Consider the following 26,627-nt stretch of genomic DNA (forward strand, 5'->3'; position numbering starts at 1 on the left):
AATGAGTGCAACAGTAGTGGAGCGTAATAAGGAAGCAAGGAAAAGAATAGTTTCAGATAAAGCGGCTAAAATCAGTGTAAAAGATCTGAATTTATATTATGGGGAGAAACAAGCACTATACAGTATTGAATTGGATATTCAGGAAAAAGAAGTTACTGCTTTAATTGGTCCTTCTGGTTGCGGGAAATCAACATTTTTACGAACGCTGAATCGCATGAATGATTTAATAGACGGGGTAAAAATTAGCGGAGATATCGTGATTGATAATGAAAATATATATAAATCCAATGATGTCATCAAGTTGCGGACGAAGGTAGGAATGGTATTCCAAAAGCCTAATTTATTTCCGATGAGTATTTACGATAATGTAGCATATGGACCTCGTATGCAGGGGATAAAAAGTAAGAAAGAATTGAATAGAATTGTGGAAGAGAGCCTAAGAGGCGCAGCCATCTGGGACGAAGTGAAAGATCGCTTGAAAACGTCGGCGCTAGGATTGTCAGGTGGGCAGCAACAGCGTGTCTGTATTGCACGTGCAATTGCAATGAAGCCCGAGATTATTTTAATGGATGAACCAACATCTGCATTAGACCCAATCTCCACGTTAAAAGTAGAAGAATTGATTGCGCAAATGAAAAAAGATTATACAATAGTAATTGTAACCCATAACATGCAGCAAGCAGCACGTGTGTCAGATAAGACTGCGTTTTTCCTAAGCGGTGAAGTGATTGAGTATGATGAAACAAACACAATCTTCTCCATGCCAAAAGATCAGAGAACAGAAGATTATGTAACTGGCCGATTCGGCTAAAACGAGGGGTGAGGGAAATGGTCGTTCGCGAAAATTTTGAGAATAATTTACAAGAATTGCAAAACAAAATGACGGAAATGAATGAACTTACTATTGCTGCATTTGAAAAAGCTTTTTCAGCTTTCAAAGCTCAGGATGTCGAACTTGCGTTAAAAGTAATGGAAGAAGATACAGTGATTGACAATTTGGAAAATGAAATAAACCAATTTGTCGTTTGGCTAATGGTAAAAGAGCAACCTGTTGCAAGAGATTTACGCAGAATTATCGGCGCTTTGAAAATTTCATCCGATATTGAGCGAATTGCTGATTTTGCTGTAAACATCGCTAAATCAACAATAAAAATTGGACAAATCAATTCATTACTCAATATAACAAACTTGGAGCAAATGAAAGAAGTTTCCATCAATATGTTAAATATGGCGGTAACTTCCTTTATCGATGAAAACATTATGCTTGCGAAAGAAGTTGCTGAGTTAGATGATCAGGTAGATAATTATTACAGTGAAACATATAAAAGCATTACCGGCTACTTGAGAGAACATCCGGAAGAAACAAACCAGTTAGTGCAGTTATTATTCATTAACCGTTACCTCGAACGGACGGCTGATCATATTACGAACATCGCAGAAAGTGCTGCCTACTTAATAAAAGGGCGGATATATGATTTTAACACATAAAAAAGAAGCATATTTTTGAAGCTGCTGAATCAAATCGGCAGCTTTTTTGTATTGGTGGGAAACTAATTGGTTTTGTATAATGGATAATACAGAAGGGGGAATTAACTATGACAACTTCAAAGAAACGTTTGAAAATTTGTGACAAAGGACATGAATTTTATAAAAGTAGTGATTGTCCAAGCTGTCCGACTTGTGAGAAAGAACGTAAACGGGAAAGCGGATTTCTTTCAAAGCTCTCTTCACCTGCAAGAGGTGCTTTGGAACATGAGGGAATTACTACCTTGCAAAAACTATCAGAGTATACCGAAAAGGAGATTTTAAAAATTCATGGTATCGGTCCGGCATCGTTACCAACACTAAGAGCTTCTTTAGAGGAGGAAGGACTATCATTTAAAATGAAAGTTAAATAAAAAGCTGATGATTTGCTGACTTGGGACACTTTATTTCTCTCAATAGAGTGTCCTGTTAAATTTTGTAGGCTTTGTTACATAGCCCTCTCCATACATCAATGAATGGCTATATAAATATCTACAAAATTATCTTTATTATTCGGGTGATATTCTTCTCCCCACATTTCAAAATCATAATTTTTCAGCTTATAGGTAGAATGTTTTAAGTAATCGTGATATAGGTAATGGTATATTTGATCAATGTCTGACTCTGGTCCATTATAGTATAAATAATTACTCTTGCTCACGTATTGATAGCTCATGCCAGCAGGAATATCAATTGCGTGATGAACCTGAAGGCAAACAAAGTGAACAAATGAATCTATCGTTCCATCAAAATCTTCTTTCTCTGGATAAATTTGCATTAAGAAGACTTTTTCATTCACTCTATGTTTCAATAGTTTTTCTTGGGAAATTAGAGTTTCGTATAAATCTTGTCGAATACCAGATTCGAACTCTTTAACTGTTGTTTCCACTTTAAAACCAACTAAATGCAGTGATTCAAAAGTTACAATCCTTGGCTTCATTCAACTACTCCCTCTTTCCATCCTAGGTTTATTCAAACAAAGTATTTGCCTACCGTTTAATTTTACATATAACTAAGACCAATTGACCATCATTTTATCGTTTATTTCGCAAAAACTTTGAATAATTAGACATATAACTTTCTAAATAATGTAAAATTAAAAAAGATTGCACTAATTGGAGGAACGAAATAATGACAATGCTTTATCGAAAGAGAGAGGAAATATGAATCTCGGAAAATAGAAGAATAAAACTTGATTATACAAAAATAGGATACTAAAAGGACTGGACTATACAAATAAATATACGCTCTAATAAACCTATCTACCAAATGAAGTGCAAGATGTCTTTACGCAAAGTTTGCATGATGCAACGATTGAGCGAATAGAACGTTCTGAAAATATCCTTCATCTTTACATCAATACAGATGGTGGGTTTTCGTCGAAATCATTGATTCATTTTACTTTTCAACATGTTACTACAGAAGAAACGGATGAACCGTTACAGGTTGGGCAATGGCTGATTTACTACGAGCTGCAGAAAACGGATAGTGGATTTGCGTTTCGTGTGTTATTTGAATGTCCTGAAGCGGAGTGGACGATTGCTATGAAAAGATTGGAGGCGAAGTATTATATTATGAAATGAATAAGCAAACGAATATATTTGATGATGTTCCAGAAGGTGGAATTATCAGTTATGAACATCTTTTATATTATTTGGAACAGGGAAGAGAAGTAGAATTTATTTATCAGGGAAAAGAATATTTTATCTCTTATTCGAAAGATGGAAGAACTGTATGGACTTGTAAAACAAGAGTAAGTGATTGTTTTGGTGACCGTCATAAAAATACTGTAGACTTTACAAAAATAGATGGAATCACTTTAGCAGAACTATTCAAACAGAATAAAATTAAAATTACTACTATATTTTAGAGTAGACACCAATGCAAGGAGAAATCGCAACATGGAAGATGAAAAAGTGGACCGTAATCTATTCTTGTCTCCCCTGCAACGGAGATCATCCGGGTGTTTACCAAGTAATCAATCTATTTTCAGGGGCGCCTCAGTATTTCCCTCTATTCTCAATCTTTAATTTGTCAAAAAAATCAAAATAAATATTTACATCCTCATGTAACCATGTTAGTATGTTTTAAAATAATGAACATTGCGATGAAGAGAAGAGTAAGTAAAAGGGTACTTTACAGAGAGCTCCGGTGGCTGAAAAGGAGTAAGAATACTTTTACTGAACCAAGACTCTGAGCATTACATCGGAACTTCACTATCGTGTTGGGATGATATAACGGGTGCTCCCGATATAGAGCTAGGGTATAAGCAAATTTATATTTGCCGTACTTGATAAGGTTAATATGGTGACATATTAACAAACTGGGGTGGCACCGCGACTAATAATCTCGTCCCCAAGACAACTGTCTTGGGGGTGGGATTTTTTTTATTGTCTTGAATAATAAATGTCACGGGAGGGAAACACGATATGGAAAAGAGACTTTCATCATGGAAATACCCAATCATTTTGCTATTTGGAATCGGCATTTCTAACATAGGAATGTGGATTTATTTTATCGCATTGAATTTAATGGTGTTTAATATGACTGGTTCAGCGCTTGCTGTAGCAGCCTTATATATTATTAGACCGCTCGCGACATTATTTACGAACCTTTGGTGCGGAAGTGTCATTGATCGCACGAATAAAAAATATATGATGATTTTACTCGACGTTACGCAAGGTATTCTCATCACTTGTTTAGCCTTTTTCTCCTCTTCAGTAGGAATGATCTATTTGCTCGTTTTTTTCATTAATATGGCATCTTCCATCTATGGACCAACATCTATTAGTTATATTACGAGATTAATTCCAAGTAACAATAGACAAAAATTCAATTCCTGGAGAAGCTTACTAGATTCTGGTGCATTTTTTCTAGGGCCAGCCATTACGGGAGTACTGTTTATGATTGGCACACCGATTTTTGCGATCTACATCAATGCAATCGCGTTTTTCTTTTCCGCTTTTGTGACATTATTTATGCCAAACTTAGAGAAGAAGAAAGTCACAACTACAGCTACAGAAAAGATGTCAGTAGATGTATTAAAGAAAGATTGGAAGCTAGTTTTACAGTTTAGTCGTTCACATGTCTATGTGATGACGATTTACTTTTTGTTTATTGCTTTTATTGTGATGCAAACGGCCATTGATTCCTTGGAGGTTGCTTTTTCAAAGGATGTTATTCATTTATCAGATAGTGAATATGGTTTTCTTGTTAGTATTGCAGGTGCTGGTATAATAATCGGAGCGTTTATTAATGTCATCTTGACGAAGAAATTAGTAGTTTCTTGGATGATTGGGCTTGGGTCGGTAATTGTGTCAGTCGGTTATTTAATTTTTGCATTCTCTCCTAACTTTTTCATGGCTGCCATCGGATTTTTCATTCTCGCATTTGCGAATGCATTTGCCAACACTGGTTATCTTACTTTTTATCAAAATAACATCCCGGTGGAGGTAATGGGGCGATTTGGAAGTATTTACGGATTTGCGGAGGCTTTATTAGTTATAGTTGCAACGGCTCTTTTCGCAGTAACAGCTCATTTAGTGTCCATTAAATTTGTTGTTGTTTCCGGGGCTATTTTCACCTTGCTGTTAACTTTAGTTTTATTACTGCTGAATATCCGACCTTCCAAACAAAAGCTTTATCATGTACTGCCAGATGAAGGGAAGCACGTCTGAGAATTAACGATTACAAAGAGGGGTAGATGTACATTACTCTACCCTTTCATTCTTGATTTCTATGTAGCTGCACTTATTCGGTAGTAGAGGCAGGCTGTTTAGTAGCAACTTTTTCATACATGTATTGAAAGCCATACATGACGATAGACTTCACTAAAAAAACAATCGATAGTTGAAATTTTGTTAGTCTAACTAGGGTAACATACCCCAATTTTTTAAACCAATCAATCATCAAATAGGAGAAAATAGTATCAATAATAAGATTCACTTTTAGATACAAATAAAAATTTCCAAAGGTGTATTTTAGGATCCAAAGAGAACCAACTAAAAATCCTCCGAAAATTAATGGGAACTCAGCTAAAACATTCGGTTTTATGGATACAGGAAACCACCACCATTTTCGCTTTTCCGCAACCATTCCTTCAAAAATCAAATATAGACATATAAATGCTGCTCCTGGAATGAATCTTTTTATCGTATTTATCCCGATTAATGGGATAGAAAGCCAAGGTAATACCGCCAATAAAATCATAAGTATTTTTGTGTGCTTCATTTTCAAACATCCTTTGCTTGATTGTGTTACATTTATTTTCCCTCTTTCCCAACAAGTTATGTAATGGTAGTTGTAATTAAAGCAAACTAGGGTAACGAACATTAAAGAATAGCGTTACTTCTTGCACAATATTTCAATAAAAAATCATTTCTTAGTTCTTTCTAACGTAGTTATTAAAGAAGAGAAGGAGGGGAAATAGATGATCCCTATTTGGGACGAACAATTATTTTGGCTCGAGGTTTTGCAGGATCATTCCTATTTTGTAAGGGATAATCTTTCTGTTAGTGAAGCAGATTATGTGAATGTAGCTCAACAGTATATTGATTTATTCGGTGAACTGATAGCTAGGCTACAAAAAGTTCCACGTTCCGTGACACATAAGGACGAGATTATGATTAATTTTTCAAAGAGTGCACATCCGATTGCTCAAGGTTATTTTGAATTTGAAGGACACTTACAATCGCTTAGAATTGATAATAAAGTGAATTTAAATTTATCCCCAACCTATTTAAATGGCACTTTAGCTGAGAATCAAGAATACTTACGGCTGTTAAACCAATGGGTGCAAGGCAAAGAGCCTCAACCACTTTCGTTAGTAGAATTGATGGATTTATGGCTAGAGGACCAGCTTGGGCATGCTTTATTGTTTTCAGATTTAATCGATCCGATTGAAATATTCGCGACAAGACAGGCAGACGTGTTTATCGGTATGTTTCAAGCCTATATCGTACAAAATCGCCTTATAAAGGGTTATTTGCGCTTCAAAGAACCAGGGTTTGCTAGGCAAAGAGAATTCGCCTATCAAGTTGGGCAAACAACGTTAGAAATGAACGAGTATATCTCCACTATCGTTCTAAAATACAAAGATAACACGCTCCTAAATAAAACAACGTTACGTTTTATCGAGCATCATTTCCCAGAAACTTGTTACTTTATCAAAAAACTCAGCTACTATGCCCCGAGTTTGCAAGAGAATGCTAGCAAATGTTCTTTAAGAAGACCATCGTATCTGAATAGTAATTGAATTCTATTACGTAGGAATCGTAATCAAGAAGCTGCTTCCTTTTCCTTTCTTACTTTCTACATCAATTGTGCCCTTTACCTTATTCACGGTGCTGAAAACCATCAGCATCCCAAGTCCTGTTCCTTCTTCTTTTGTAGAGAAATATGGCTTACCTAAGCGTGAAATTTCTTCCTTAGTCATACCTACTCCTGTGTCCTGAATTTTTATAAGGATGTTTTTCTTGCTTTCAGAGACATCAATGGAAAGTGTTCCGCCTCTACCTTTCATTGATTCGATACCATTCTTATATAAATTTATTAAACATTGCTGAATTTGGTTTCGATCATACCTTTTATTTAACGTGTTGCTAAAGCGATATTGCACATCCACTTGATGCATGGTTGCATATGGAAGGATTAGGTTTTTCGTATATTCTACCTCAGTTTCTAAATTGGAGTGCACCATATTTTCTGATTGCGGCTTAGCAAATGAAAGGTAATCACTAACGATTTTCTCAGCACGATTTAATTCTTGTAAGGATAGCTCAATATATCCTTTCTCCACTTGTGTAATGTTTTTTGACTTTAATAACAGCTGTAGGAATCCGCTAGTAACAGTAAGAGGATTTCTGATTTCATGGGAAACGCTAGCGGATAACTCACTGACTACATTTAATTTTTCTGAAAGTAAAAAACGCTCTCTATTCTCCATGTTGTTAATCATTCGTTCGATTAGCACAATGAAAATCAGCATCAAGCTTGTATGTGTCGTTAATGCATAACAGGCAAGCTCCCAGAATTCTTTAGTTAAGGTTTCAAAATACATACTTAAGATCATCAAATAGAGCCCCATTGTAAGAAAAGATACTATTGGAGCACTTATAATTCTTTTCTTAGAGTCTAGCCCAAGAAATTGTTTATTTAGCAGAGGGACTAGTATAAAAATCACGGTGGAGAAAAGAAAGGACTCAAGAACACCGTCTCCACCTATGTAAAGCCGATATATATTTAAGGCAATATAAAGTGGGTAAACCTTTTTATACCCACCGTAAAGAGCAACGATAATAAATGGAATATATCGCAAATCAAATATAAAGCCGATTTCTAATCGAATGGGAAAGCTAATGCAAAGAATCATCGTGACAGTGGAAAGAACAATAAAAATGTATTTATGATAGGAATGTGGTCGGTTTTCAAAGAAAAGGAGAAAAATTAACATTGGTATAATTAATATTAAAAAGTTCAAAAGAAATGTTTCTAACAAGAGGAATCTCCTTTCAACTGCAAATTAGGAAGAGCTCATTTAACTTAACACTTATCATATATTACCGATAATGAAAAGTTTTAGTCAATGAAGAGTTTTTTGTCACAATTAATTCCTTCTCATCGTCTTGAGGATGAAAAGGAGGAATTTACATGAATAAATACGAGGTAGCAATTATAGGTGGAGGGATTGCGGGATTAACGGCAGCAATTTTTCTAGCACAGGAAGGGAAAAAGGTCTTAGTACTTGAGAAGGCTCCACGGTATGGTGGAAGAGGGATGACGATTAATAAAAATGGCATTCTGATGAACCTAGGAGCGCATGCTTTATATAAAGGAGGAGAAGCAAAAAAGATCTTAGACGAACTAAAGATTCCGATTTATGGAAAAGAACCTTCAAAGGATGGTCATGTTATCTGGAAAGATGATGTTTACCAAATTCCGATGGATTTCTCTTCTCTATTTTCGAAGCAATTTCTTAGTGTAACGGAAAAGTTTCATCTTGCTAAACTAATGAATCAACTTAGTAAGATGAACGTTCGTCTCGTGCAAAACGAATCTCTTCAGGCTTGGGCCGAGCGGGAAATTAAGCGTCCGATCGTACGTCATTTCTTCTATGCCTTTTGTCGAACAACAACCATTACATTTCTCCCGCATTTGCAGCTAGCACGTCCTGTTTTAATGCAGGTTCAGAGAGCTTTAACGGAAGGAGTTCTATATATTGATAATGGGTGGGAATCCATTGTGACCGAGTTCAAGAAGGGGGCAATTCAATTAGGTGTGGAGCTTCGTGAAGCTAGAAAAGTGACTCATATTGATGGGAACGAAAAGGTAGAACGGGTCGTTTGTGCTACTGGTGAGTCCTTTGAAGTGGAAAATGTCATTATTGCGACTCCTCCACAAGAGGCATGTCGTCTTGTCCCCCAATTGCAGAAAACCTCGCTATTCCGCTGGCAACGGGAAGCTCTTGCTGTAACGTCATCTTGCTTAGATATCGGATTAAGAAGGTTACCTAATCCTAAACATCAATTTGTCCTAGGGCTTGATCAGCCGATCTTTTTTACGAATCAATCAAGAGCAGCGAAATTGAGTGATGATGGAAGCTCTGTCGTTAGTCTAGTAAAGTATCATGATGAAAATAGAAACACTAGTGATGTACAGCAGGATAAAAAACAACTAGAGCAGATGATGGACGTGATACAACCAGGCTGGCGAGAAGAGGTGGTCGAGCAGCAATATTTGCCTCATATCACGGTTGTCCATAATTTCCCTCATGTGAAAAGGACAGAGGTGCCTGGCACCGAGATTCCTGAAATGAAGGGACTTTATATAGCAGGAGATTGGGTATGTGAGGAGGAATTATTAGTAGATGCAGCGGCAGTAAGTGCTAAACGTGCGGCGTTACAGATATTAAAAAAGGATCGTGTGCTTATATGAAGCAAGAAAATATCGAGCTGGAACAATTATATACCGAATATAAGTCACTGCTTTTTTCATTAGCATATCGAATGCTAGGAAGTGTGATGGATGCAGAGGACATTGTACATGAAGCATTTCTTACCTTTGATAAAGTAGAAGATAAGCAGGCTATTAAAAATGTTAAAGCTTATCTATGTAAAATTACGACTAATCGTTGTATTGATTTATTACGATCCTCAGCACATAAAAGAGAAACATATGTCGGCACTTGGCTTCCTGAACCAGTTGGAGAAGAGTATATGCAAGATCCGGCAACATCTTATTATAGAAAGGAATCAGTGACGACTGCTTACCTCATGCTGTTACAGCAGTTATCAGAGGTAGAGCGAGCGGTGTTCCTTTTACGAGAGGTCTTTCAATACGACTATGATGAAATTGCGTCGATGGTCGATAAAAGCAGTACAAATTGCCGACAAATATTCTATCGTGCGAAGAAAAGTCTTGGATATGAAGAGACCGATTATCGAAAAGAATATACTCAATTTAGTAGCTATATCGAACGATTCACTACTGCCCTACAAAAAGGAGAAGTGTCAGAAGTGCTCCAGATGCTGCAAAAGGATGCAATATTCTTCTCAGACGGTGGTGGAAAAGTGAAAGCAGCCCTCAATCCGATTTATTCAGCAGAGCGAATCGTCCAGTTACTATTCAATCTTATGAAGAAATTGCCGAATGAAACCTTATTGGAACTGAAGGAAGTAAACGGTGGACCAGGAATTATTGTTCGAACGAATGGAGTTGTAACCTTCGTTGTCACTTTTGAGTTTGAAGCGAGGAAAATCAAATCCATTTATATGGTCGCAAACCCGGATAAGCTACGAGCTTTTCATGAAAATAAACAATGAAAATTTTTAAAGTAGTGTTAATTTATAGGCGTTCCTGGAAATAGGGGACGCCTTTTTTTCTTGTACAAATAAAAAGAATGTGAGTTATGGTAGAATCGGAGAGTAACAGAGGGGGGATGAGTCATGGAAAGAATCGCAATTATTGGTTCAGGTGGATCTGGTAAATCTACGATGGCAAGGAAGTTAGGGAAACTATTACATATAGAAGTGCTTCATCTGGATGCCTTGTTTTGGAAAGAGGGCTGGGTAGGTACTTCAAAAGCGGAACAACGAGAGGTCCAACAAGAATTAATTCAAAAAGAAAAGTGGATTTTTGATGGGAATTATGGTGGAACAATGGATTTAAGGCTTAAAAAAGCAGATACAATCATATTTTTGGACATGCCACGTTCCACTTGTCTGTATCGCGTACTCAAAAGAAGATACCAATATCGAAATAAAACACGACCAGATATGGGTGAGGGTTGTGAAGAAAAACTAGATTTGGAGTTCTTGAAGTGGGTTTGGGAATATCCCGTTACAAAGAAGCCCGGTATTTTGGAAAAATTGAAGGTGCTTTCTGAGGAGAAAAGAGTGATTGTTTTACACTCACGTAAAGAAGTGGAGCAATTCCTCATTCAGGTAAAAGATAAATACACACTCTAGTAAGCAGGCCATTTTTTACAAAGAGGTCTGTTTTTTTCGTGAAAAAGGAGTTTGCAAAATTTTTAGCGAATAATATAACAAAACTACCACCACATAGGAGTGATGTTGTGAGTTACTTGGATTTTGAAAAACCAGTTGTGGAGATAAAGAAGAAGATTGAAGGACTAAAAAAACTAATGAAAATAAATGATATTGATTTTACAAATGAAGTATTGCTGCTTGAAAAGCGTTTAATCAAAATAGAAAATGAAGTGTATCAAAACCTAACACCTTGGCAGCAGGTGCAAATTGCCCGGCATCCGCAACGTCCGACTACCCTTGATTATTTTCCATATCTCTTTGAAAATTTTTTGGAGCTACATGGGGATCGTTATTATGGAGATGATCAAGCAATCGTTGGGGGTATTGCAAAGTTTGAAGGTTTACCTGTTACGGTTATTGGACATCAAAGAGGCAGAAATACGAAAGAAAATGTCCAACGAAACTTCGGAATGCCCCATCCTGAAGGCTATCGCAAGGCCTTGAGATTAATGAAGCAAGCAGAAAAATTTAATCGTCCTATTATTACGTTTCTTGATACGAAAGGCGCCTATCCAGGAACAGAGGCCGAAAAAAGAGGGCAGTCTCAAGCCTTGGCCAACAATATATTTGAAATGTCAGGCTTAAAAGTTCCAATCATTTGTATCGTCATTGGGGAAGGCGCAAGTGGTGGTGCCCTAGGGATTGGTGTCGGTAATCATTTACATATATTAGAGAACTCCTGGTTTTCCGTCATTTCTCCAGAAGGAGCAGGTGCCCTATTATGGAAAGATAGCTCCAAGGCTCAGTTGGCAGCAGATACGATGAAAATAACAGGTTCTGACTTAAAGGAACTAGGGATTATCGATCAATTAATCGAAGAGGTTAAAGGTGGTGCCCACACCAATCATCAGGAGCAGGCACAACTAGTAAAACAAGCAATCAGGGGGTCACTAGAGGAATTAGGACACCTTTCAGAAACAGAAATTGTCGAGCATAGGAGGAAGAAATACCGTGAAGTTGGGGAATATTCTTTTTTGTTTTCTAAGGAGCCGGTGTTGTGAAGTGAGTATCTAAAGAAAAACCTCGTTCCTAATCATCAGGAACGAGGTTTTTCTCCTTAATTAGAAATCCATAGTTAGTAAAGTCAATTTGTCCAAAGGAATGTGATTCAACATTTCCTGAACTTTATCTAACATTTCCCAAAATCCCATCCGTACTAAGAGTGATTTCCCCTATCCACTACCACCTCTGTATTTCTCTAAAAGTAAAACTAAAATTCATCATTCAGGATATCCTAAATTCTGGAGGGATGTTAGATGAAAATCAGAACTATAGTACTACTAATGATCTGCTATCATACTTTTTCCACGAATGCTTCGGCTGAGGTACCATTGAAAGCAGCTTTTATTAGGGATCATCAGCTTTGGATGGTGGAGGGAGCAGTGGAAACTCAGCTAACAAAAGGGGGCTTTATTTCTTCACCAAAGTGGTCGTATGATGGCCGTTTTATCGGATATTTAGTTCATGGTGATGATGAGCAACAGGAAACCTCTAATCTACATGTATATGATACACAACAAAAAAGCAGTTACCAACCTTATGAAACGATTGAAACTAGAAACTTTCAATGGTCGCCTATCGCAAATCAGATTGCCTATAATGCTGGAGGCGTACTGAATGTTACCAAAACAAAAAATGGACGCCCAATGGGGTTTGAAAATGTTTCGCTAGGTGTGAGTGATTTTGTTTGGTTCCCAAATGGGAAGGAATTCATTGTTTCCTCACAAGCCGCATTACTTCCTACTGGATGGGGGCCGATTCATCTTTTTAAAATTCCAGCAGACGCAAACCTCGACACCCAAAAAATAAAGCCTTTTTATACGATCGAAACAAATACTACGGATTTATTTGCGATTGATGCGAATTATTTTAAATGGAGCAAAGACAATAAATGGGTTAGCTTTCTTGCCATCCCAACGGCTTCAATGTCTAATGATAGCAATACACTATGTGTGCTCTCCTCGAAAGGAACCGACTTTCAAGCTGTAGGGAAAATGCTAATCAACAAAGATTGGATTAAATGGTCCCCTACAGAAAATAAGCTCGCTTACATTGCTGGTGAAGGTAGATTTTATGTGGAGGATAAAAAAACGACAGTTGCAGATATCCCGATTTCAAAGCAGCAAAAGGAATATACTCCGAAAGGCTATGTGGACCTTGATCTTGCTTGGTATTCTCTGGATGAGATAATTGTTGCACGTGCGAAGGAAAATAAAGAATGGCAAGAAGGACCGGTTCCGACTATGTTTTCATCTTTATACATCATTAATCTGAAATCATCGGAACAAAGACAAATAACTTCTCCACCCAATGGGGAACTAGATAGGAACCCTCAAGTGGTAGGACCATACATTTCATGGTACCGAAAAGGGATGAAACGAGGAGATATTTGGTTAAAGAAAGGAATCAATTCCCTTGAACATCTTTGGCTCAAGGATGTCGATGAAGCACCAGTATTTTATATGAAAAATTAAAGGAATCTTAAATAACTTGGTAAGGTGTTAATCCTATTCAAACGAACACCTTACCAAAGCTTGCATTACATCAACTGCTTATTCCAATACTTCGCTTTCTCTAAAGAAAGGCTATCATTCGCCACTTCTCCAGGTTTTACTCCTGTCCCAATCATGTAATCAACCATTTCCATTCCAACAAAATCGAATATATATTGGAATTGCTGCACAAGTGGGAGGCCCTTAATCTTAGCATCCTTGCCACCTGTGATCACCACATAGGCTTTTTTCTTTTGTAGCTCAGCTTTAAAAGCAAAGCGCTCATCTCGTAAATATTGGGACCATCGATCAAAGAAGTCTTTCATTGGACCACTCATACCATACCAATACAATGGAGTTGCAAAGACGATTGCATCATGATTCATCATTAACTCAATAAGTTTATCGTAGTCATCGTGAACAGGAGAAAATCCTTCCTCGGTATGACGTTGATCTACAATTGCTTCAATATGTAAATCCGCTAATGACACAACAGTATGCTCCACACCATCCACAACTTTATTCGCAAGAAACTCAGAGTTTCCATTTTTTCTTGTGCTTCCTAAAAGGACTAGAACTTTCATCGAATACCCTCCAATAAGGTGTAAAGATTATTTTAAATTAGATTCTACTAGAGTATAACAAATTAATGCTGTTTCGTTCGAGGAGCAGAACTTTTAATCATGATTATTTCAAATCTTCTATTAACAAAATTTTCTAACAATACTGTATAATATATTGGAAGGTTATGGTCATTGTACGAGGAGTTTATATGAAGGAGTGCTAAATTGTTAAGATTATTGTTGTTTCCACTTGGATTATGCATCATGCTTTCTTTAAATGTATTGACCAAATCTAATCTAATTTTATTTATTGGTTTTTACTTGTTGTTTTTTTATGTAATGGAATGGGTTTTACGCTATAGAAAGATAACGTTTAACTTGAAAAATAAATATGTCATTTTTCTGATTTTCCTACTTTTCACATCTTCTCTTATCTATAGTATTCTATTTGCTTGGATTTGGTAAGAAATTATAGAGATTTATCCTTGTATTCCTACTAACTAATTTACGTCTCTAGACTGAGAAGAAATCATTCTTCATTTGGACTATTTATTTGGTTAGTTATCTTATAATTAGTAGAGAAAGAAAATTCGTAATATTTCGTAAGGAGGCGTAATATGCTAGCAAAATCAGTGATTGAAGATGTTCTAACAGCGGCACTCGCAACTGGCGGGGATTTTTCGGAGGTGTTTGTAGAGGATCGCTATACGAATAAAATCGTACTGCAGAGCGGGAAAATAGATAATAGTTTAGCAGGAAGAGAATTTGGAGTAGGAATTCGCGTCTTTAAAGGTTTTCAAAGCGCCTATGCTTACACAACAGATTTGTCTAAAGAAGGGTTATTAAAAGCTGCCCAAAATGCAGCGCAAGCGATTTCAGGAAACGTGATGCTACAAACCAAAAGATTAGATAAAGAAGTGATTACTTGTGCTCACCCTATTTTGATTAACCCTAGGGAAGTAGATAAGCTAAGAAAAGTAAATGTGATGAGAAAAGCTTATGATATCGCGAAAAACTATCATTCTAGCATACAGCAAGTAATGGTCAGATATTTTGATGAGGAACAGAATGTGCTTATTGCCAATTCAGAAGGAAAGTTTGTCGAGGATAAAAGAGTAAGAAGCCGATTAGCTATCCAATCAATTGCCTCCGATGGTAACCAAATGCAGTCTGGTTTCTATGGTCCAGGTGCTCACAAAGGCTTTGATTTTATGGAAAATCTGAATCTTGAACTCTATGCAAATGAAGCGTCAAGAATTGCCGTAACCATGCTAGGTGCGGATCCATGTCCAAGCGGAAAGTTCCCAGTTATTATCGATAATGAGTTTGGAGGAGTTATTTTCCATGAGGCATGCGGACATGGATTAGAAGCAACCGCTGTAGCCAAAAACAACTCGGTTTTTGCTAATCGGGTTGGAGAAAAGGTTGCCTCTGATATCGTGACTTACATTGATGATGCCACATTGGAAAATGAATGGGGCTCTATCACTATAGATGATGAGGGTGAAAAAGGGCGCAAAAATGTCCTTATTGAGAATGGAATTTTAAAAGGATACTTGATTGATAAGTTAAATAGTCGTCGTATGGGGATGGAAGCAACAGGATCAGGTAGGAGAGAATCATACCGGTTTGCCCCGACTTCTAGAATGACGAACACTTATATCGCAAACGGAGAATCGACCCCTGAGGAAATCATCGCTAATACGGAGAACGGTATTTACACGAAATATATGGGTGGTGGCCAAGTAAATCCGACAACAGGAGACTACAATTTTGCTGTCATGGAAGCGTACCTTGTCAAAAATGGCAAGCTAGATAAACCATTAAGAGGAGCAACACTCATTGGAAATGGTGCTGAAACACTTCAGCTAGTTGATATGGTCGGCAATAATTTAGGACATGGTGCTGGTATGTGTGGAGCAGTCAGTGGAAGCCTTCCTGTTAATGTAGGTCAACCGATGATTCGGGTAAGTGAAATGACAGTAGGCGGCAGAAAGGGGGACGAATAATATGCAATTGCAGGAATTTCAAGTGAAATTGTTCGATTTGGGAGAGAACCACGGCTTTACTGATATGGAGCTGTATTATGAAAGAGAAGTAGTGTTCGGCTGCAAGCTATATGAAGGAGAAATAGATTCCTTTGAAACTGCGGATGTCTTTGGAGTTAATTTTAGGGGAATAGTGGGAGGGAAAATCGGCTATGCCTTCACTGAGATAATGGATGAAGAGTCACTCCTTTTTCTCGTGGAAAACGCTAAGGCAAATTCTCAGATAGTGGAGGATGAGGAACAGGAAGAGATCCTTCCGGCAAGCAGCCATTATCAAGAGCGTTCTTTCTGCTCTAACCAGCTAGAGGAAGTATCCATTGCAGATAAAATAAATCTATTAAAAAATATTGAAAAACACTTATATAAAGACGAAAGAGTCACAGGAGCTGATTATTTTCAATTAAGCAGTGTCGAGGCAGAGCGTGCGATCCTAAATAATAAAGGGCTGACTCTACAAGAGAAGCAAAATTATTTAGCTGTCCTTGTATCGGCTATTGTGAAACAAGATGCAGAAATAAAAACTGGCCATCACATTGAATTTACGAAAGATTTTTCTACCCTTAACCCAGAGGAGATTGCAAGAAAAGCGGTAGAGGAAGCATTATCCCAGTTAGACGCTCAGTCAGTCGAGAGTAAAAACTATCCTGTTTTGTTGCGCCATGATGCAGCAGCTAACTTAATGGCTACATTTACGCCAATATTTTCAGCTGAAAATACGCAAAAAGGACACTCTTTACTAAAGGATAGAGTAGGACAGGAAATCGCGGTCACTAACTTACAACTAGTAGATGACCCGTTTTTAGAAGAGGGCTTGTTCAGTCGAACCTTTGACAGTGAGGGATCAGCGACTGCTCCAAGAGAGATTATAAAAGATGGAAAGCTGGTTAGTTTCCTGCATAATCATAAAACAGCTAAAAAGGATAAGGTTCAGTCGACAGGTCATGCTTATCGAGGTTCTTATAAAGACGCCATTACAGTCGCTCCTACCAACTTCTACGTCGTACCAGCTGAGAAAAGCTTTCGTGATTTAGTTTCTTCTATGAAGGAAGGTATAGTTATTACTTCTTTATCGGGTCTGCATTCTGGAGCAAATACAGTATCTGGTGATTTCTCAGTTGCAGCGAATGGACACTACATTAAAAATGGCCAAATTACAAATGCTGTGAAACAAATGACAATAGCCGGGAATTTTTACGAACTACTCCATAATATCGAAACCATTGGATCAGATCTCAAATTTACCACATCCTTTGTTGCACCAGGTTATATCGGTTCGCCTTCGTTGTTGATAAAAGAATTAGCTGTGACGGTTGAATAGAAGGACTTATATGACATGGAGAATATTTGAGTCAGTTTTATTAATAGTCCAGTAATGATGATGAAATATTTGTAGTAGTTAATCAGATGGTAAAATTATGCGGATTTAAAAACACGAAAGTAAGTATATTAACAGTCTATTTAGTAGATAAAATAGGCTGTTTTTTGTAGTAAGCCTTTATATAACGGCTATTAGAAGTGGAGTGGACGAAAATGAAAGAACAAAGCACTAAAAATAAAAAAGCATGGGAGTACCGCGCTTATGAATTTTGGATCAAAAAGCATGGTTCACCAAAGGAACTTGCAGAGCAACTATTAGTAAACCCTAGAGCTCAACTAAAAAAGCATAAACATTTTTTTGAGCATGTGGAAGGCAAGAAGATGGCAAATATTTGTGGGTCAAATGGAAGAAAAGCCATTCCCTTAGCGCTTTTAGGAGCTGAAGTTACAGTATTCGATATTTCAGAAGAAAACAAAAAATATGCTATAGAATTAGCAGAGAACGCAAACACAAAAATCCAATATATTGTTACAGATATTTATGAAATAGACTTATTAGAGTATGAAGGTTATTTTGATATTCTTTATTTAGAAGGAGGAATACTGCATTATTTTAATAATATGGATAAATTCATGTCAATTCTATTTTCCTTATTAAAGGATGGTGGAGAAATGGTTCTGAGTGATTTCCATCCCTTAGGAAAGTGTATCGTGAAAACTCAAGATTCCCAAACCCCTTATCAATTCGAACCAAGGTACTTTGATAAGGAACTACGGGAAGGTAACGTAGCTTATAAACATTACTTTGATGAAAAAGAACAAGAGGACTTTCCATCTGTTTCGATTAGGTCGTATACACTTAGTGAAATTATAAATTCTGCCATTACAGCTGGATTTATAATAAAGAAATTTGATGAACATCGAGACTGGAAAAATGAAAATATACCATGGGAATTTACTATTCTTGCAAATAAATAAGTTAGCTAGGAGACTTAAATAAGAATGCTTTAAGCCAATTTTGCTCGGAGCATTCTTTTTTTTATGAAATCTAGGCTCCAATGTCACACATACTGCCTTTTTTTCCTATTATATATAAACGAATATACAAATAATGCTACGCTTATTAGTAGTAAAATGTTAGATAGAAATGTAAGGGCAATTTCAATATCAGTTTTTAAGAAATAATTTGGAATTAAAATATACGAGCTTAAGATAATCAAAATTAGTGCATACCCCTTTAACTTATCTTTCTTTAATACATAAGAACCAATAATCCACCATAAAAGTATGCTAATTAGCGCGCTAACACCTATAGCAAACCAGAGTATGAAATCAGGCATCTTTTCGGTCCCCCTCCTTGTGAATACCAATTTTTACATATTTAGTTTAGCAATTATTTTGAATAACAGTCAAGGGGAATATCCCGTGATTATAGGTAAATACTCAATTGAACTACTGTTAAATTAAGTAAGATTTTGCACTACTACCTATGTGCAATAAACAAGATAACCTAAAACGAAGTACATTCCCTAAGCATATGACATAGGATAGCTTTATAACTCTGTGAAGGGAATGAAAAGGATGTATTATGTTCCTAATCATATGTATCCATATTCTTATTATGTAAACCATCAAGTGTATAACCCGGATTTTATGTTAAGAAACAATCTGCAAATATCTGAATCCATCCTTGCAGCAATGAAAGGTGAAGCTACAGCCATAAACCTCTATAGTCAATTAGCAAGTGTTGCACCAAATCAAAACCATCGAAATGCAATTTTACATGCTTTAGAAGAAGAAAAAATTCATTTGAAGCAATTTACAGATCTATATTCGACATTTACTGGAAGTCAGCCTCAGTACGAAATAGACCAAGTTACATTTAATTCGTATCAAGAGGGATTACAAAAGGCTTTGGAAGTAGAAGTAGAAAATTACGAAGAATACAGTAAAAATTATTTACTTACTCAACATTTGCCATTAAGAGATGTTTTTTTAAGGGCTTGTAATGATACAGTTGAGCATGTTAATCGATTTAGCTTGTTATTTTACAATAACGATGAAAGCTATAGATTAAAAGATTATGGACTAGAGCCGTTTGTTGTTGATATCGAGGAAGCTACTAAGCTAAATAACACGTTTCGAACAGCTTTATGGACAGGAAGTCATTTGCAAGTGACGGTAATGAGTATTGATGTTGGAGATGACATCGGTTTAGAAGTTCATCCTACGGTTGATCAATTCTTGCGTATTGAAGAAGGGCAAGGAATCGTTCAAATGGGTGACAGGGAGAATCAATTAGATTTTGAAGCAGAAGTTTATGATGATTATGCCATCATGGTGCCTGCTGGTAAATGGCACAACCTAACCAACACAGGAGATAAGGCCCTTAAGCTTTATACAATCTATGCACCGCCTGAACATCCATTTGGTACCGTTCATGAAACGAAGGCAGTAGCTATAGAAGCAGAGGAACACGATTAGTGAAAAGTTATGGTGTAAAAATAGATTATGAAAAGTCGTTAATAGAAAAGGGCTGGTAGCAAGTTTGATCATGTGATAGTGGAGAAAACGTAATAGAAAAAAAGCTTGAGTATCATGATATGCTCAAGCTTTTTTCTTTATTATCTACTATAATAAACCTCATTAGATTGTAACTCCAGACCATTTCCTTGTAGCAATTCTGAAACGGTTACCATTTCATAACCCTGTTCCTTCAATTCTCGTACGATCACTTCGACCGCATCAGCCGTTGTTTCGTGAATATCGTGTAAAAGAATGATGGCGCCGTCATGAACGTTTGGTAGCACTTCTTGGACAACCGTATCAACATGACGATACTTCCAATCTAAACTATCGACAGACCAAAGAATTGTAGGAACGCCAGAAAGCTCTTTCACTAACTCATTATAGGAGCCATAGGGAGGACGAAAAAGCGTCGGTGCTTCACCTAAGACGCTTGCTACCGCATCAGAGGTACTCCTTAGTTCGTTTTGTACTTGTTCTGATTCAAAAATGGTGAGATCTGGATGATTCCAACTATGGTTCCCTATTTCATGTCCTTCCTCTTTTATTCTCTTTAACACATCAGGATAGAATTCTACCCGACTGCCAAGAACAAAGAAGGTTGCTCGCGCATCGTATTTTTGCAGTGTATTTAATATTTGAACCGTATATTTTTGATGTGGTCCATCGTCAAATGTTAAGGCAACTTGTTTTTTGTTTGGATCAGGCTGGATAGGTGTTTGTTCAGCTTCCTCTTTCTGCTCCACTTCCTTTTCGTTTTCTTCCATTTCGTTTATCAACTCCGGTTGAAACTGTTCATTTAAGTAAGCGGCCGCATCTTGAAGCGGAATCGTTACTTTTGCAATTCCCAGTGCCCCTGCGCCAACTTCATATTTATCATATACAAATTGGATAGAGTCTTTTGTGAGAATGAATTTCTCGAAATTTTCTTTAACAGGAGCCGTTTCTTCATCTATCATATCTTCAAACAAAAAGTCATGATACTCTTCCTGCTCATACAAACGTGATTTGATTTCCTTTGATAAAAAATATAGATAATCTGTATTAACATCAAACACATCATCTATTTGAAGATACTTGCCATTGTCAATATCCACCACATATGTTTTCGTTTGTTCCATTGCATTTGCTCCACCGGTGTAAGTCCCAATAGTAAACAAAAAGGAATAAATCGAATCTGATACTTGCTCAATAGTAAACTGAACATTGAACATATATGGATGCTGTTCTACAAATTCTGGATTTGGAATGTCCGCCACAATCTCCAAGAATTCTTCTTTTCTCTCATCAACAAAGCTTGTGATTTCCTGATTCAAATTTTCCTTATCAAAAATCGGATAGCTTAAAGCTAGGTGATACAGCTTTTCATCCTCTACTTCTGTGAGGATATGAATTCCTTCATAAGTAGATTCAGCTACCTCCATCAACTCTTGATCAGTTGGTTTTTCTGTTATAGATGGTCCACTTTTTTCTCCTTGTTTTCCACAGCCAACTAGCATTAGAAAACAGCTTAAAATTAGGAACCAACCTGCTTTTTTAACGTTCAATTTACTTTCCGCTCCCTTCTACAAAATATAAGATAGCATATAAAGGGCAAGAATGGTTGTGTAAACTTTAGAAATTTTTATGAAGTTATAATGAGGAGTCCGATTATAATATCATTCCTAATTAAGGTTAAGGCGATACAGAAGGTGGCTCGCTAGACAGAGTTTTAGGAAAAATTAGATAGACACTAAAATGAAACGAGAAATTCCTGTTTTGATACGTAAAAAAGAATAAAATGGCAAACGTACGTTCCGTAATATATAATAAAAGAAGATAAAAACTTTTAAAAAGCTATAAATTACAAAAAAAGGAGCTCCACTTTATGACAACAGCACTTAAAGATATCTATAATCAATCATTCATCTCACTCGTAGCTAAGTCGATTCACAAAGTCTACCCAGAGTTGGATGAAGCTCTATTTTTCCACCTCGTTTTTAATGAAACTTGGGAACAGAAAACATTAAAGGAACGTATGCGACATATTACCATCTGCTTACATAAACTATTGCCAGCTGACTATGCAGAAGCTGTGGGGATTTTAAAAAAAGTCGCCCCAGATCTCGCCAATCATGAGCTTGCTGCTATCATACTTCCAGATTATATCGAACAATACGGCTTATCTGACTGGGAGGTTTCGATTCCGGCGTTAGAATGGTTCACGCAATATTCCACAGCAGAATTTGCTGTACGTCCTTTTATAATGAAAGATCAAGAGCGAATGGTCAAACAGATGACAGAATGGTCTCTTCATCCCAATCATCGAGTGAGAAGATTGGCAAGTGAAGGAATACGACCGAAACTTCCTTGGGGGATGGTGCTACAAAACTTGAGGAAAGACCCAACGCCGATTATTCCTATTTTAAACAATCTAAAAGAGGACGAATCACTCTTTGTTAGGAAAAGTGTCGCCAATAACTTAAATGACATTTCCAAGGATCATCCGTCCGTCGTATTAGAAATTGTAACATCATGGTATGGGAAGCATAAGCATACCGATTGGATTGTGAAACACGCTTGTCGCACCCTATTAAAACAAGGACATCCACAAGCACTTGCTCTATTTGGCTTCAACCAAGCAAACTCCATCCACATTCACAACTTCAACATAGAAAAAAACAAAGTGAAAATTGGAGAAGATCTGTATTTTTCATTTCAGGTCACTAATAAAGACGAGCAACCAAGCACAATACGGATAGAATTTGTCATAGATTATGTAAAAGCGAATGGCAATCGCTCCAAAAAAGTCTTCAAAGTTGCAGAAAACAAGATTGCAAGAGAGAAGAATTTAAACTATCATAAAAAAATTTCATTCAAAGATCTAACAACAAGAAAGCACTATAAAGGCATACACACCATCTCTATATTAATTAATGGCGAACTAAAGAGTTCGTTAGACTTTGAAGTAGAATAACTGGAAGGAAGGGTAGAAAATGCTGAAATGTCCAGTTTGTAAAGAGGAGAACAACTGCGCAGTTGCAAAAAAAGAAGAACCTACTTCTTGTTGGTGCATGAAAGTAACGATTCCAAAGGAACTACTCGAGAAAGCGTCAATAAAGGATCACTGCATATGTGAAAAATGTGTGGAGGATTATCGTTTGACTTTAGAGAAAATGAACTAGTTGAAGGAAGGTAGCAGTCTATCAGGGATAGGCTGTTTTTTATATGAATTATGCTATTTTGGGTTTTTAATTTGGGGGATTTCCGACGAAGAGAAAACACCTAATAAGAATTGCTTTTTTATACATACTAATACATGAAGGAGGGATATCATGATTAACATTCTCTTGTGGATTGTATTCGTGTTTTTATTTATATTAATCATCGCGTATCTCTACCTTATTTATCGAAAGTTATCATTTGATTATCACCAGAAACAAAAAGAGGGTTGGAAAGGTAAATTACGTCCAATCATTCACGAGTGTATGAGAAACGAATGCATCCAAGAGATTCCTAAAAAAGCAATTGCATTAGAAGCAGCAGAGGGAATTTTAATTCAATATTTATCAGTGTTAAAAAACCGAGAGATGAGAAAAAGAGTTAAATGGATTGCTCATCAATTGTTCTGTGGCTTTTACAAGAAAAGGTTAATGAATAGAAAGTGGGTGATTCGCTTGAACACCTTACATTATATAGATATCTTTCAATTTAAGGATTTTGAAGATGATGTACTCACACTTCTACATAAACCATTTATTAGAAAAGAAGAAGCCTATTTGATATACAGTATTTTGGCATCCTTTCAATATTCAGGGTTATATAATCTTTTATGTCAATCAAAGGAGCCATTACCTTCCTTTTTATGTAAGACTATTATGGATCGACTAAGTCCAGAGCTTTTTCAGGAATTCCTACATTCTTACTCGGCCTGTCCTCCAGCTATTCAAAAAAGTATTATTGATGTGCTAGGGAACAAAAGAGAGCTGAAGTTTGTATCGTTCATGGAAGAGTTATTAGTTCATCAAGAAGTGGAACTGAGAATTCGATCTTTAAAAGCAATAAGTAAGATAGGAATATTAAAAAATGAAACCATTTTATTTGATTTGGTTTTATCCGCCCATTGGCAAGAAAGAATGATGGTTGCTAAGGTAATGGGAGTCTTACAAAACGAGGAGTTTATCAATTATTTAAAGGATTTACTTTCTGATCAATCGTGGTGGGTAAGAACGACTGCAGCCCAATCTATTCTCCAGTTTTCAGATGGCATTCAGATTTTAGAAGGGATCGTCGGAAATAAAGATATACACTATGATCCTTACGCAATAGATATGTCAAAAGAATGGATTGCAAGGAGCTACGAGAAGCATGGTCTTTAATTTAGGAGATTCCATTATAAGAAATGTAAGTAATTTCATTATCGTCTATACGTTTTTTAGCGCATTCCTCTATTTGTTATTATTTATAATCTCTGCTAGGAAAATTAAGAAGAATTATAGTTTAGATCTTAAGTATAAGTTTGAGGACATCATCGAGTCGGACTTTTCTCCCCCCGTATCTATACTAGTACCTTCATACAATGAAGAAGCGGGAATCTATGCCTCGGTAAAATCACTGATCGATTTACAATATCCAACATTTGAAATAATTATTATAAATGATGGTTCAACTGATCTTACACTACCACTTCTTATAGAACGATTTGACATGGTAGAGGTAACTCGGACGATTAGAAAGCAGCTAGCAACAAATCCGATTAAAGGAATCTATCGTTCGTTGTATTATCCTAATCTGTACTTGATTGATAAGGAAAATGGGGGGAAATCAGATGCGTTGAATGCAGGAATTAATCTCTCCCGATATCCCTATTTCTGCTCCCTCGATGGAGATTCGATTCTTGAATCAGATGCTTTTTTAAAAATCATGAAACCGATTCTAGATTCAGAAGAGGAGATTGTTGCGGTTGGTGGAAATGTTCAAATTGCTAACGGATGTAAGATAGAAAAGGGAAAAGTATTAGAAATCGGTTTACCTAAAAACATTCTTGTTATTATGCAAATCATCGAATATTTGAGGGCTTTTCTAATGGGAAGGTTGGGGTTAAGTCATTATAATTTACTTCTCATTGTATCCGGGGCCTTTGGTGTCTTCTCTAAAGAGTGGGTCATTCGAGCGGGAGGTTATAAAAAGAATACAGTTGGAGAAGATATGGAGCTAATTGTAAGGTTACATAGGAAGATTAAAGAAGAAAAAAAGAAGGCAAAGATTTTCTTTATTCCACAACCTGTGTGCTGGACGGAAGCCCCAGAGTCTGCTTATTTTTTAAAAAGACAACGAACTCGTTGGCATAGGGGACTGTATGAGAGTTTATGGAATCATCGATGTATGTTGTTCAACCCTAAATACGGAGCAATTGGGATTATTTCAATGCCTTATTTTTTGCTCGTAGAATTATTAGGACCAATTATCGAATTTCTTGGCTATATTCTAATTGTAATCGGATTAATTAGAGGGGATGTTTTTATTGAATATGCCTTTATCATTTTTTTACTAGCAATGCTCTATGGATCAGCCCTATCTATGGGAGCTGTATTACTAGAAGAATGGAGTCAACGTAGGTATTCGAGGATTTCTCATGTATCCAAATTGTTTTTCTATGCACTAACGGAATCATTATGGTATAGATTAATGGTTTCTTATTGGCGGTGTATTGGCTTTTTTCAAGCGATTAGAGGAAAAAAAGAATGGGGACATATTCAAAGGAAAGGTCTTATCAAATGAAACATGTTTGCTTAAGTGGCTAAAAGGACAGAAATGCTCAATTAGAAAATATGAAGGCTGAAAAGAAGCGAAAATAGAATCAACTTATGAGAGAAGTGTTTTGGAAAATAGAATAGTGGAACCTACGGAACATGGTTCGAAAAATGGAAAAGGCACAACTATTTTTGTTAGCTGTGCCTTGTTTTTATTGAAATGAATTAATTGGAAAAGCAAGAGTATTCATATTGTTTTATTTTGGAAAATATAATAAACTTCAATTAGAAATGCTCCATTTCTATTCTATCTTCAACTAAAGGATGATCCATATGCTTGGAATAGATAATTACACGCCAATATTTTATACAGATTCGGCTCAACTAGTTGCGAATGAAAAAGAAAAGTTAACTAGTTTAATAGGACAACGAATCAAGGAAATTTGGGTTGCTTGGGAACAAGAGGAAAATTATTGGTTTAATAGTCTACCAGTAATTTTCATATTGGAGAATTGCCAACTGGAATTATGCGCGTATCAATCAGAGGTATATGCGATAACGTTTAATCAAATTAATGTAGACGATAGTGTAGATTTTTTTGGCGCAGTTAAATGGGAAAAGGATAAGTTGAAACAACTAAATCTTACTTCCTATATTAATCAAGAAGTTATCTCTATTGAAATTATGGAACCAATTGTGGAACCTATTTCAGGGGTAAAGTGTGAGTACGATACTTTTGGTGTGGGTGGAATAGGGTTTAGCTTAGAAAAAGGCTATTTGGCAGTATGTAATGGGTTTGATGAAAATCGCTTCATCTATGAAAGAAAGTATAGTTGTTTTACATATAAGTATACGAAAATCTAGTTGGGGGAGAAATCCG

Annotated in this window: 27 protein-coding genes and 1 other annotated feature; of the genes, 21 read left to right on the forward strand and 6 right to left on the reverse strand. The window is 36.5% G+C overall.

Translation table 11 applies throughout. The annotated features are described in order from the left end of the window. The first annotated feature begins 1 nt into the window (after nucleotide 1). The 3 genes from pstB to BK580_RS08125 all read left to right on the forward strand — a co-directional run bounded on the left by pstB (nucleotide 2) and on the right by BK580_RS08125 (nucleotide 1,898). The gene (gene pstB / locus BK580_RS08115; RefSeq protein WP_078379839.1) at nucleotides 2-811 is read left to right on the forward strand and encodes a phosphate ABC transporter ATP-binding protein PstB; all 810 of its coding nucleotides are present in this window, start codon (nucleotides 2-4) and stop codon (nucleotides 809-811) included. A gap of 17 nt (nucleotides 812-828) precedes the next feature. Then, nucleotides 829-1,488 (forward strand): phosphate signaling complex protein PhoU, encoded by a 660-nt coding sequence (gene phoU / locus BK580_RS08120; RefSeq protein WP_078379840.1) that lies wholly within the window; start codon nucleotides 829-831, stop codon nucleotides 1,486-1,488. Between the two features lie 107 nt (nucleotides 1,489-1,595). After that, on the forward strand, nucleotides 1,596-1,898 hold the full coding sequence (locus BK580_RS08125; protein ID WP_078379841.1) for an RNA polymerase alpha subunit C-terminal domain-containing protein: 303 nt from the start codon (nucleotides 1,596-1,598) through the stop codon (nucleotides 1,896-1,898). 95 nt (nucleotides 1,899-1,993) lie between these two features. Here the strand turns inward: BK580_RS08125 and BK580_RS08130 are convergent, their stop codons facing one another. Beyond that, the gene (locus BK580_RS08130; RefSeq protein ID WP_078379842.1) at nucleotides 1,994-2,464 is read right to left on the reverse strand and encodes a GyrI-like domain-containing protein; all 471 of its coding nucleotides are present in this window, start codon (nucleotides 2,462-2,464) and stop codon (nucleotides 1,994-1,996) included. Nucleotides 2,465-2,798: 334 nt separating this feature from the next. Here BK580_RS08130 and BK580_RS08135 point away from each other — a divergent pair, with 334 nt between their 5' ends. The 3 genes from BK580_RS08135 to BK580_RS08145 all read left to right on the forward strand — a co-directional run bounded on the left by BK580_RS08135 (nucleotide 2,799) and on the right by BK580_RS08145 (nucleotide 5,201). After that, the gene (locus BK580_RS08135; RefSeq protein ID WP_078379843.1) at nucleotides 2,799-3,107 is read left to right on the forward strand and encodes a DUF4085 family protein; all 309 of its coding nucleotides are present in this window, start codon (nucleotides 2,799-2,801) and stop codon (nucleotides 3,105-3,107) included. Further along, nucleotides 3,104-3,394, forward strand: a complete 291-nt coding sequence (locus tag BK580_RS08140; RefSeq protein ID WP_078379844.1) for a hypothetical protein — start codon at nucleotides 3,104-3,106, stop codon at nucleotides 3,392-3,394. The genes BK580_RS08135 and BK580_RS08140 overlap by 4 nt, the downstream gene beginning before the upstream one ends. 228 nt (nucleotides 3,395-3,622) lie before the next feature. Next, nucleotides 3,623-3,884, forward strand: a binding site (T-box leader). A 69-nt stretch (nucleotides 3,885-3,953) separates the two neighbouring features. Continuing rightward, the gene (locus BK580_RS08145; RefSeq protein ID WP_078379845.1) at nucleotides 3,954-5,201 is read left to right on the forward strand and encodes an MFS transporter; all 1,248 of its coding nucleotides are present in this window, start codon (nucleotides 3,954-3,956) and stop codon (nucleotides 5,199-5,201) included. Between the two features lie 73 nt (nucleotides 5,202-5,274). Here BK580_RS08145 and BK580_RS08150 read toward each other — a convergent pair whose 3' ends face one another. Continuing rightward, nucleotides 5,275-5,754: a hypothetical protein gene (locus BK580_RS08150; RefSeq protein ID WP_078379846.1), complete on the reverse strand. Its 480-nt coding sequence runs from the start codon at nucleotides 5,752-5,754 to the stop codon at nucleotides 5,275-5,277. Nucleotides 5,755-5,953: 199 nt separating this feature from the next. Here BK580_RS08150 and BK580_RS08155 point away from each other — a divergent pair, with 199 nt between their 5' ends. Continuing rightward, on the forward strand, nucleotides 5,954-6,778 hold the full coding sequence (locus tag BK580_RS08155; RefSeq protein ID WP_078379847.1) for a DUF2935 domain-containing protein: 825 nt from the start codon (nucleotides 5,954-5,956) through the stop codon (nucleotides 6,776-6,778). A gap of 6 nt (nucleotides 6,779-6,784) precedes the next feature. Here BK580_RS08155 and BK580_RS08160 read toward each other — a convergent pair whose 3' ends face one another. After that, nucleotides 6,785-8,020: an ATP-binding protein gene (locus BK580_RS08160; RefSeq protein ID WP_078379848.1), complete on the reverse strand. Its 1,236-nt coding sequence runs from the start codon at nucleotides 8,018-8,020 to the stop codon at nucleotides 6,785-6,787. 152 nt (nucleotides 8,021-8,172) lie between these two features. Here BK580_RS08160 and BK580_RS08165 point away from each other — a divergent pair, with 152 nt between their 5' ends. The 5 genes from BK580_RS08165 to BK580_RS08185 all read left to right on the forward strand — a co-directional run bounded on the left by BK580_RS08165 (nucleotide 8,173) and on the right by BK580_RS08185 (nucleotide 13,543). Further along, the gene (locus tag BK580_RS08165) at nucleotides 8,173-9,456 is read left to right on the forward strand and encodes a phytoene desaturase family protein (RefSeq protein ID WP_078379849.1); all 1,284 of its coding nucleotides are present in this window, start codon (nucleotides 8,173-8,175) and stop codon (nucleotides 9,454-9,456) included. An 11-nt stretch (nucleotides 9,457-9,467) separates the two neighbouring features. Continuing rightward, the gene (locus BK580_RS08170; RefSeq protein WP_078382690.1) at nucleotides 9,468-10,343 is read left to right on the forward strand and encodes an RNA polymerase sigma-70 factor; all 876 of its coding nucleotides are present in this window, start codon (nucleotides 9,468-9,470) and stop codon (nucleotides 10,341-10,343) included. Nucleotides 10,344-10,466: 123 nt separating this feature from the next. Beyond that, the gene (locus BK580_RS08175) at nucleotides 10,467-10,988 is read left to right on the forward strand and encodes a DNA topology modulation protein (protein ID WP_078379850.1); all 522 of its coding nucleotides are present in this window, start codon (nucleotides 10,467-10,469) and stop codon (nucleotides 10,986-10,988) included. Between the two features lie 107 nt (nucleotides 10,989-11,095). Continuing rightward, the gene (gene accA, locus BK580_RS08180) at nucleotides 11,096-12,070 is read left to right on the forward strand and encodes an acetyl-CoA carboxylase carboxyl transferase subunit alpha (RefSeq protein WP_235864011.1); all 975 of its coding nucleotides are present in this window, start codon (nucleotides 11,096-11,098) and stop codon (nucleotides 12,068-12,070) included. Between the two features lie 255 nt (nucleotides 12,071-12,325). Beyond that, complete coding sequence (locus tag BK580_RS08185) at nucleotides 12,326-13,543, forward strand: TolB-like translocation protein (RefSeq protein ID WP_078379851.1); 1,218 nt, start codon at nucleotides 12,326-12,328, stop codon at nucleotides 13,541-13,543. A 65-nt stretch (nucleotides 13,544-13,608) separates the two neighbouring features. Here the strand turns inward: BK580_RS08185 and BK580_RS08190 are convergent, their stop codons facing one another. Then, a complete protein-coding gene (locus tag BK580_RS08190; RefSeq protein WP_078379852.1) occupies nucleotides 13,609-14,145 on the reverse strand; it encodes a flavodoxin family protein in 537 nt (178 codons plus the stop codon). A 596-nt stretch (nucleotides 14,146-14,741) separates the two neighbouring features. Here BK580_RS08190 and BK580_RS08200 point away from each other — a divergent pair. From BK580_RS08200 to BK580_RS08210, 3 genes are all read left to right on the forward strand, one after another. Beyond that, nucleotides 14,742-16,133 (forward strand): TldD/PmbA family protein, encoded by a 1,392-nt coding sequence (locus BK580_RS08200; protein WP_078379854.1) that lies wholly within the window; start codon nucleotides 14,742-14,744, stop codon nucleotides 16,131-16,133. Nucleotide 16,134: 1 nt separating this feature from the next. Further along, nucleotides 16,135-17,490, forward strand: coding sequence for a TldD/PmbA family protein (locus BK580_RS08205; RefSeq protein ID WP_078379855.1), 1,356 nt, complete (start codon nucleotides 16,135-16,137; stop codon nucleotides 17,488-17,490). Between the two features lie 212 nt (nucleotides 17,491-17,702). Next, the gene (locus tag BK580_RS08210) at nucleotides 17,703-18,467 is read left to right on the forward strand and encodes a class I SAM-dependent methyltransferase (protein ID WP_078379856.1); all 765 of its coding nucleotides are present in this window, start codon (nucleotides 17,703-17,705) and stop codon (nucleotides 18,465-18,467) included. 83 nt (nucleotides 18,468-18,550) lie between these two features. On the opposite strand, the gene BK580_RS08215 is transcribed toward BK580_RS08210, so the two are convergent. After that, nucleotides 18,551-18,829: a hypothetical protein gene (locus BK580_RS08215; protein ID WP_078379857.1), complete on the reverse strand. Its 279-nt coding sequence runs from the start codon at nucleotides 18,827-18,829 to the stop codon at nucleotides 18,551-18,553. A 232-nt stretch (nucleotides 18,830-19,061) separates the two neighbouring features. Here BK580_RS08215 and BK580_RS08220 point away from each other — a divergent pair, with 232 nt between their 5' ends. After that, on the forward strand, nucleotides 19,062-19,973 hold the full coding sequence (locus BK580_RS08220) for a cupin domain-containing protein (protein WP_328589043.1): 912 nt from the start codon (nucleotides 19,062-19,064) through the stop codon (nucleotides 19,971-19,973). Nucleotides 19,974-20,113: 140 nt separating this feature from the next. On the opposite strand, the gene BK580_RS08225 is transcribed toward BK580_RS08220, so the two are convergent. Next, nucleotides 20,114-21,562, reverse strand: coding sequence for a polysaccharide deacetylase family protein (locus BK580_RS08225; protein ID WP_078379859.1), 1,449 nt, complete (start codon nucleotides 21,560-21,562; stop codon nucleotides 20,114-20,116). A 320-nt stretch (nucleotides 21,563-21,882) separates the two neighbouring features. Between BK580_RS08225 and BK580_RS08230 the strand changes: the two genes are divergently transcribed. The 5 genes from BK580_RS08230 (at nucleotide 21,883) to BK580_RS08250 (ending at nucleotide 26,611) form a co-directional block, all read left to right on the forward strand. Continuing rightward, entirely contained in the window at nucleotides 21,883-22,971 is a 1,089-nt protein-coding gene (locus tag BK580_RS08230) for a DNA alkylation repair protein (protein WP_078379860.1), read from the forward strand. Between the two features lie 19 nt (nucleotides 22,972-22,990). Then, nucleotides 22,991-23,179, forward strand: a complete 189-nt coding sequence (locus BK580_RS08235) for a cysteine-rich CWC family protein (RefSeq protein WP_078379861.1) — start codon at nucleotides 22,991-22,993, stop codon at nucleotides 23,177-23,179. Nucleotides 23,180-23,329: 150 nt separating this feature from the next. Continuing rightward, a complete protein-coding gene (locus tag BK580_RS08240; protein WP_078379862.1) occupies nucleotides 23,330-24,373 on the forward strand; it encodes a HEAT repeat domain-containing protein in 1,044 nt (347 codons plus the stop codon). Next, nucleotides 24,363-25,775 (forward strand): glycosyltransferase family 2 protein, encoded by a 1,413-nt coding sequence (locus BK580_RS08245; RefSeq protein WP_078379863.1) that lies wholly within the window; start codon nucleotides 24,363-24,365, stop codon nucleotides 25,773-25,775. Before BK580_RS08240 ends, BK580_RS08245 begins: the two co-directional genes overlap by 11 nt. A 305-nt stretch (nucleotides 25,776-26,080) precedes the next feature. Continuing rightward, nucleotides 26,081-26,611 carry a hypothetical protein gene (locus BK580_RS08250; RefSeq protein WP_078379864.1) on the forward strand — a complete coding sequence of 177 codons (531 nt, stop codon included), beginning with the start codon at nucleotides 26,081-26,083 and terminating at the stop codon, nucleotides 26,609-26,611. Nucleotides 26,612-26,627 lie beyond the last annotated feature (16 nt).

The organism is Sutcliffiella halmapala (assembly GCF_002019665.1).
Taxonomy (GTDB): domain Bacteria; phylum Bacillota; class Bacilli; order Bacillales; family Bacillaceae_I; genus Sutcliffiella_A; species Sutcliffiella_A halmapala.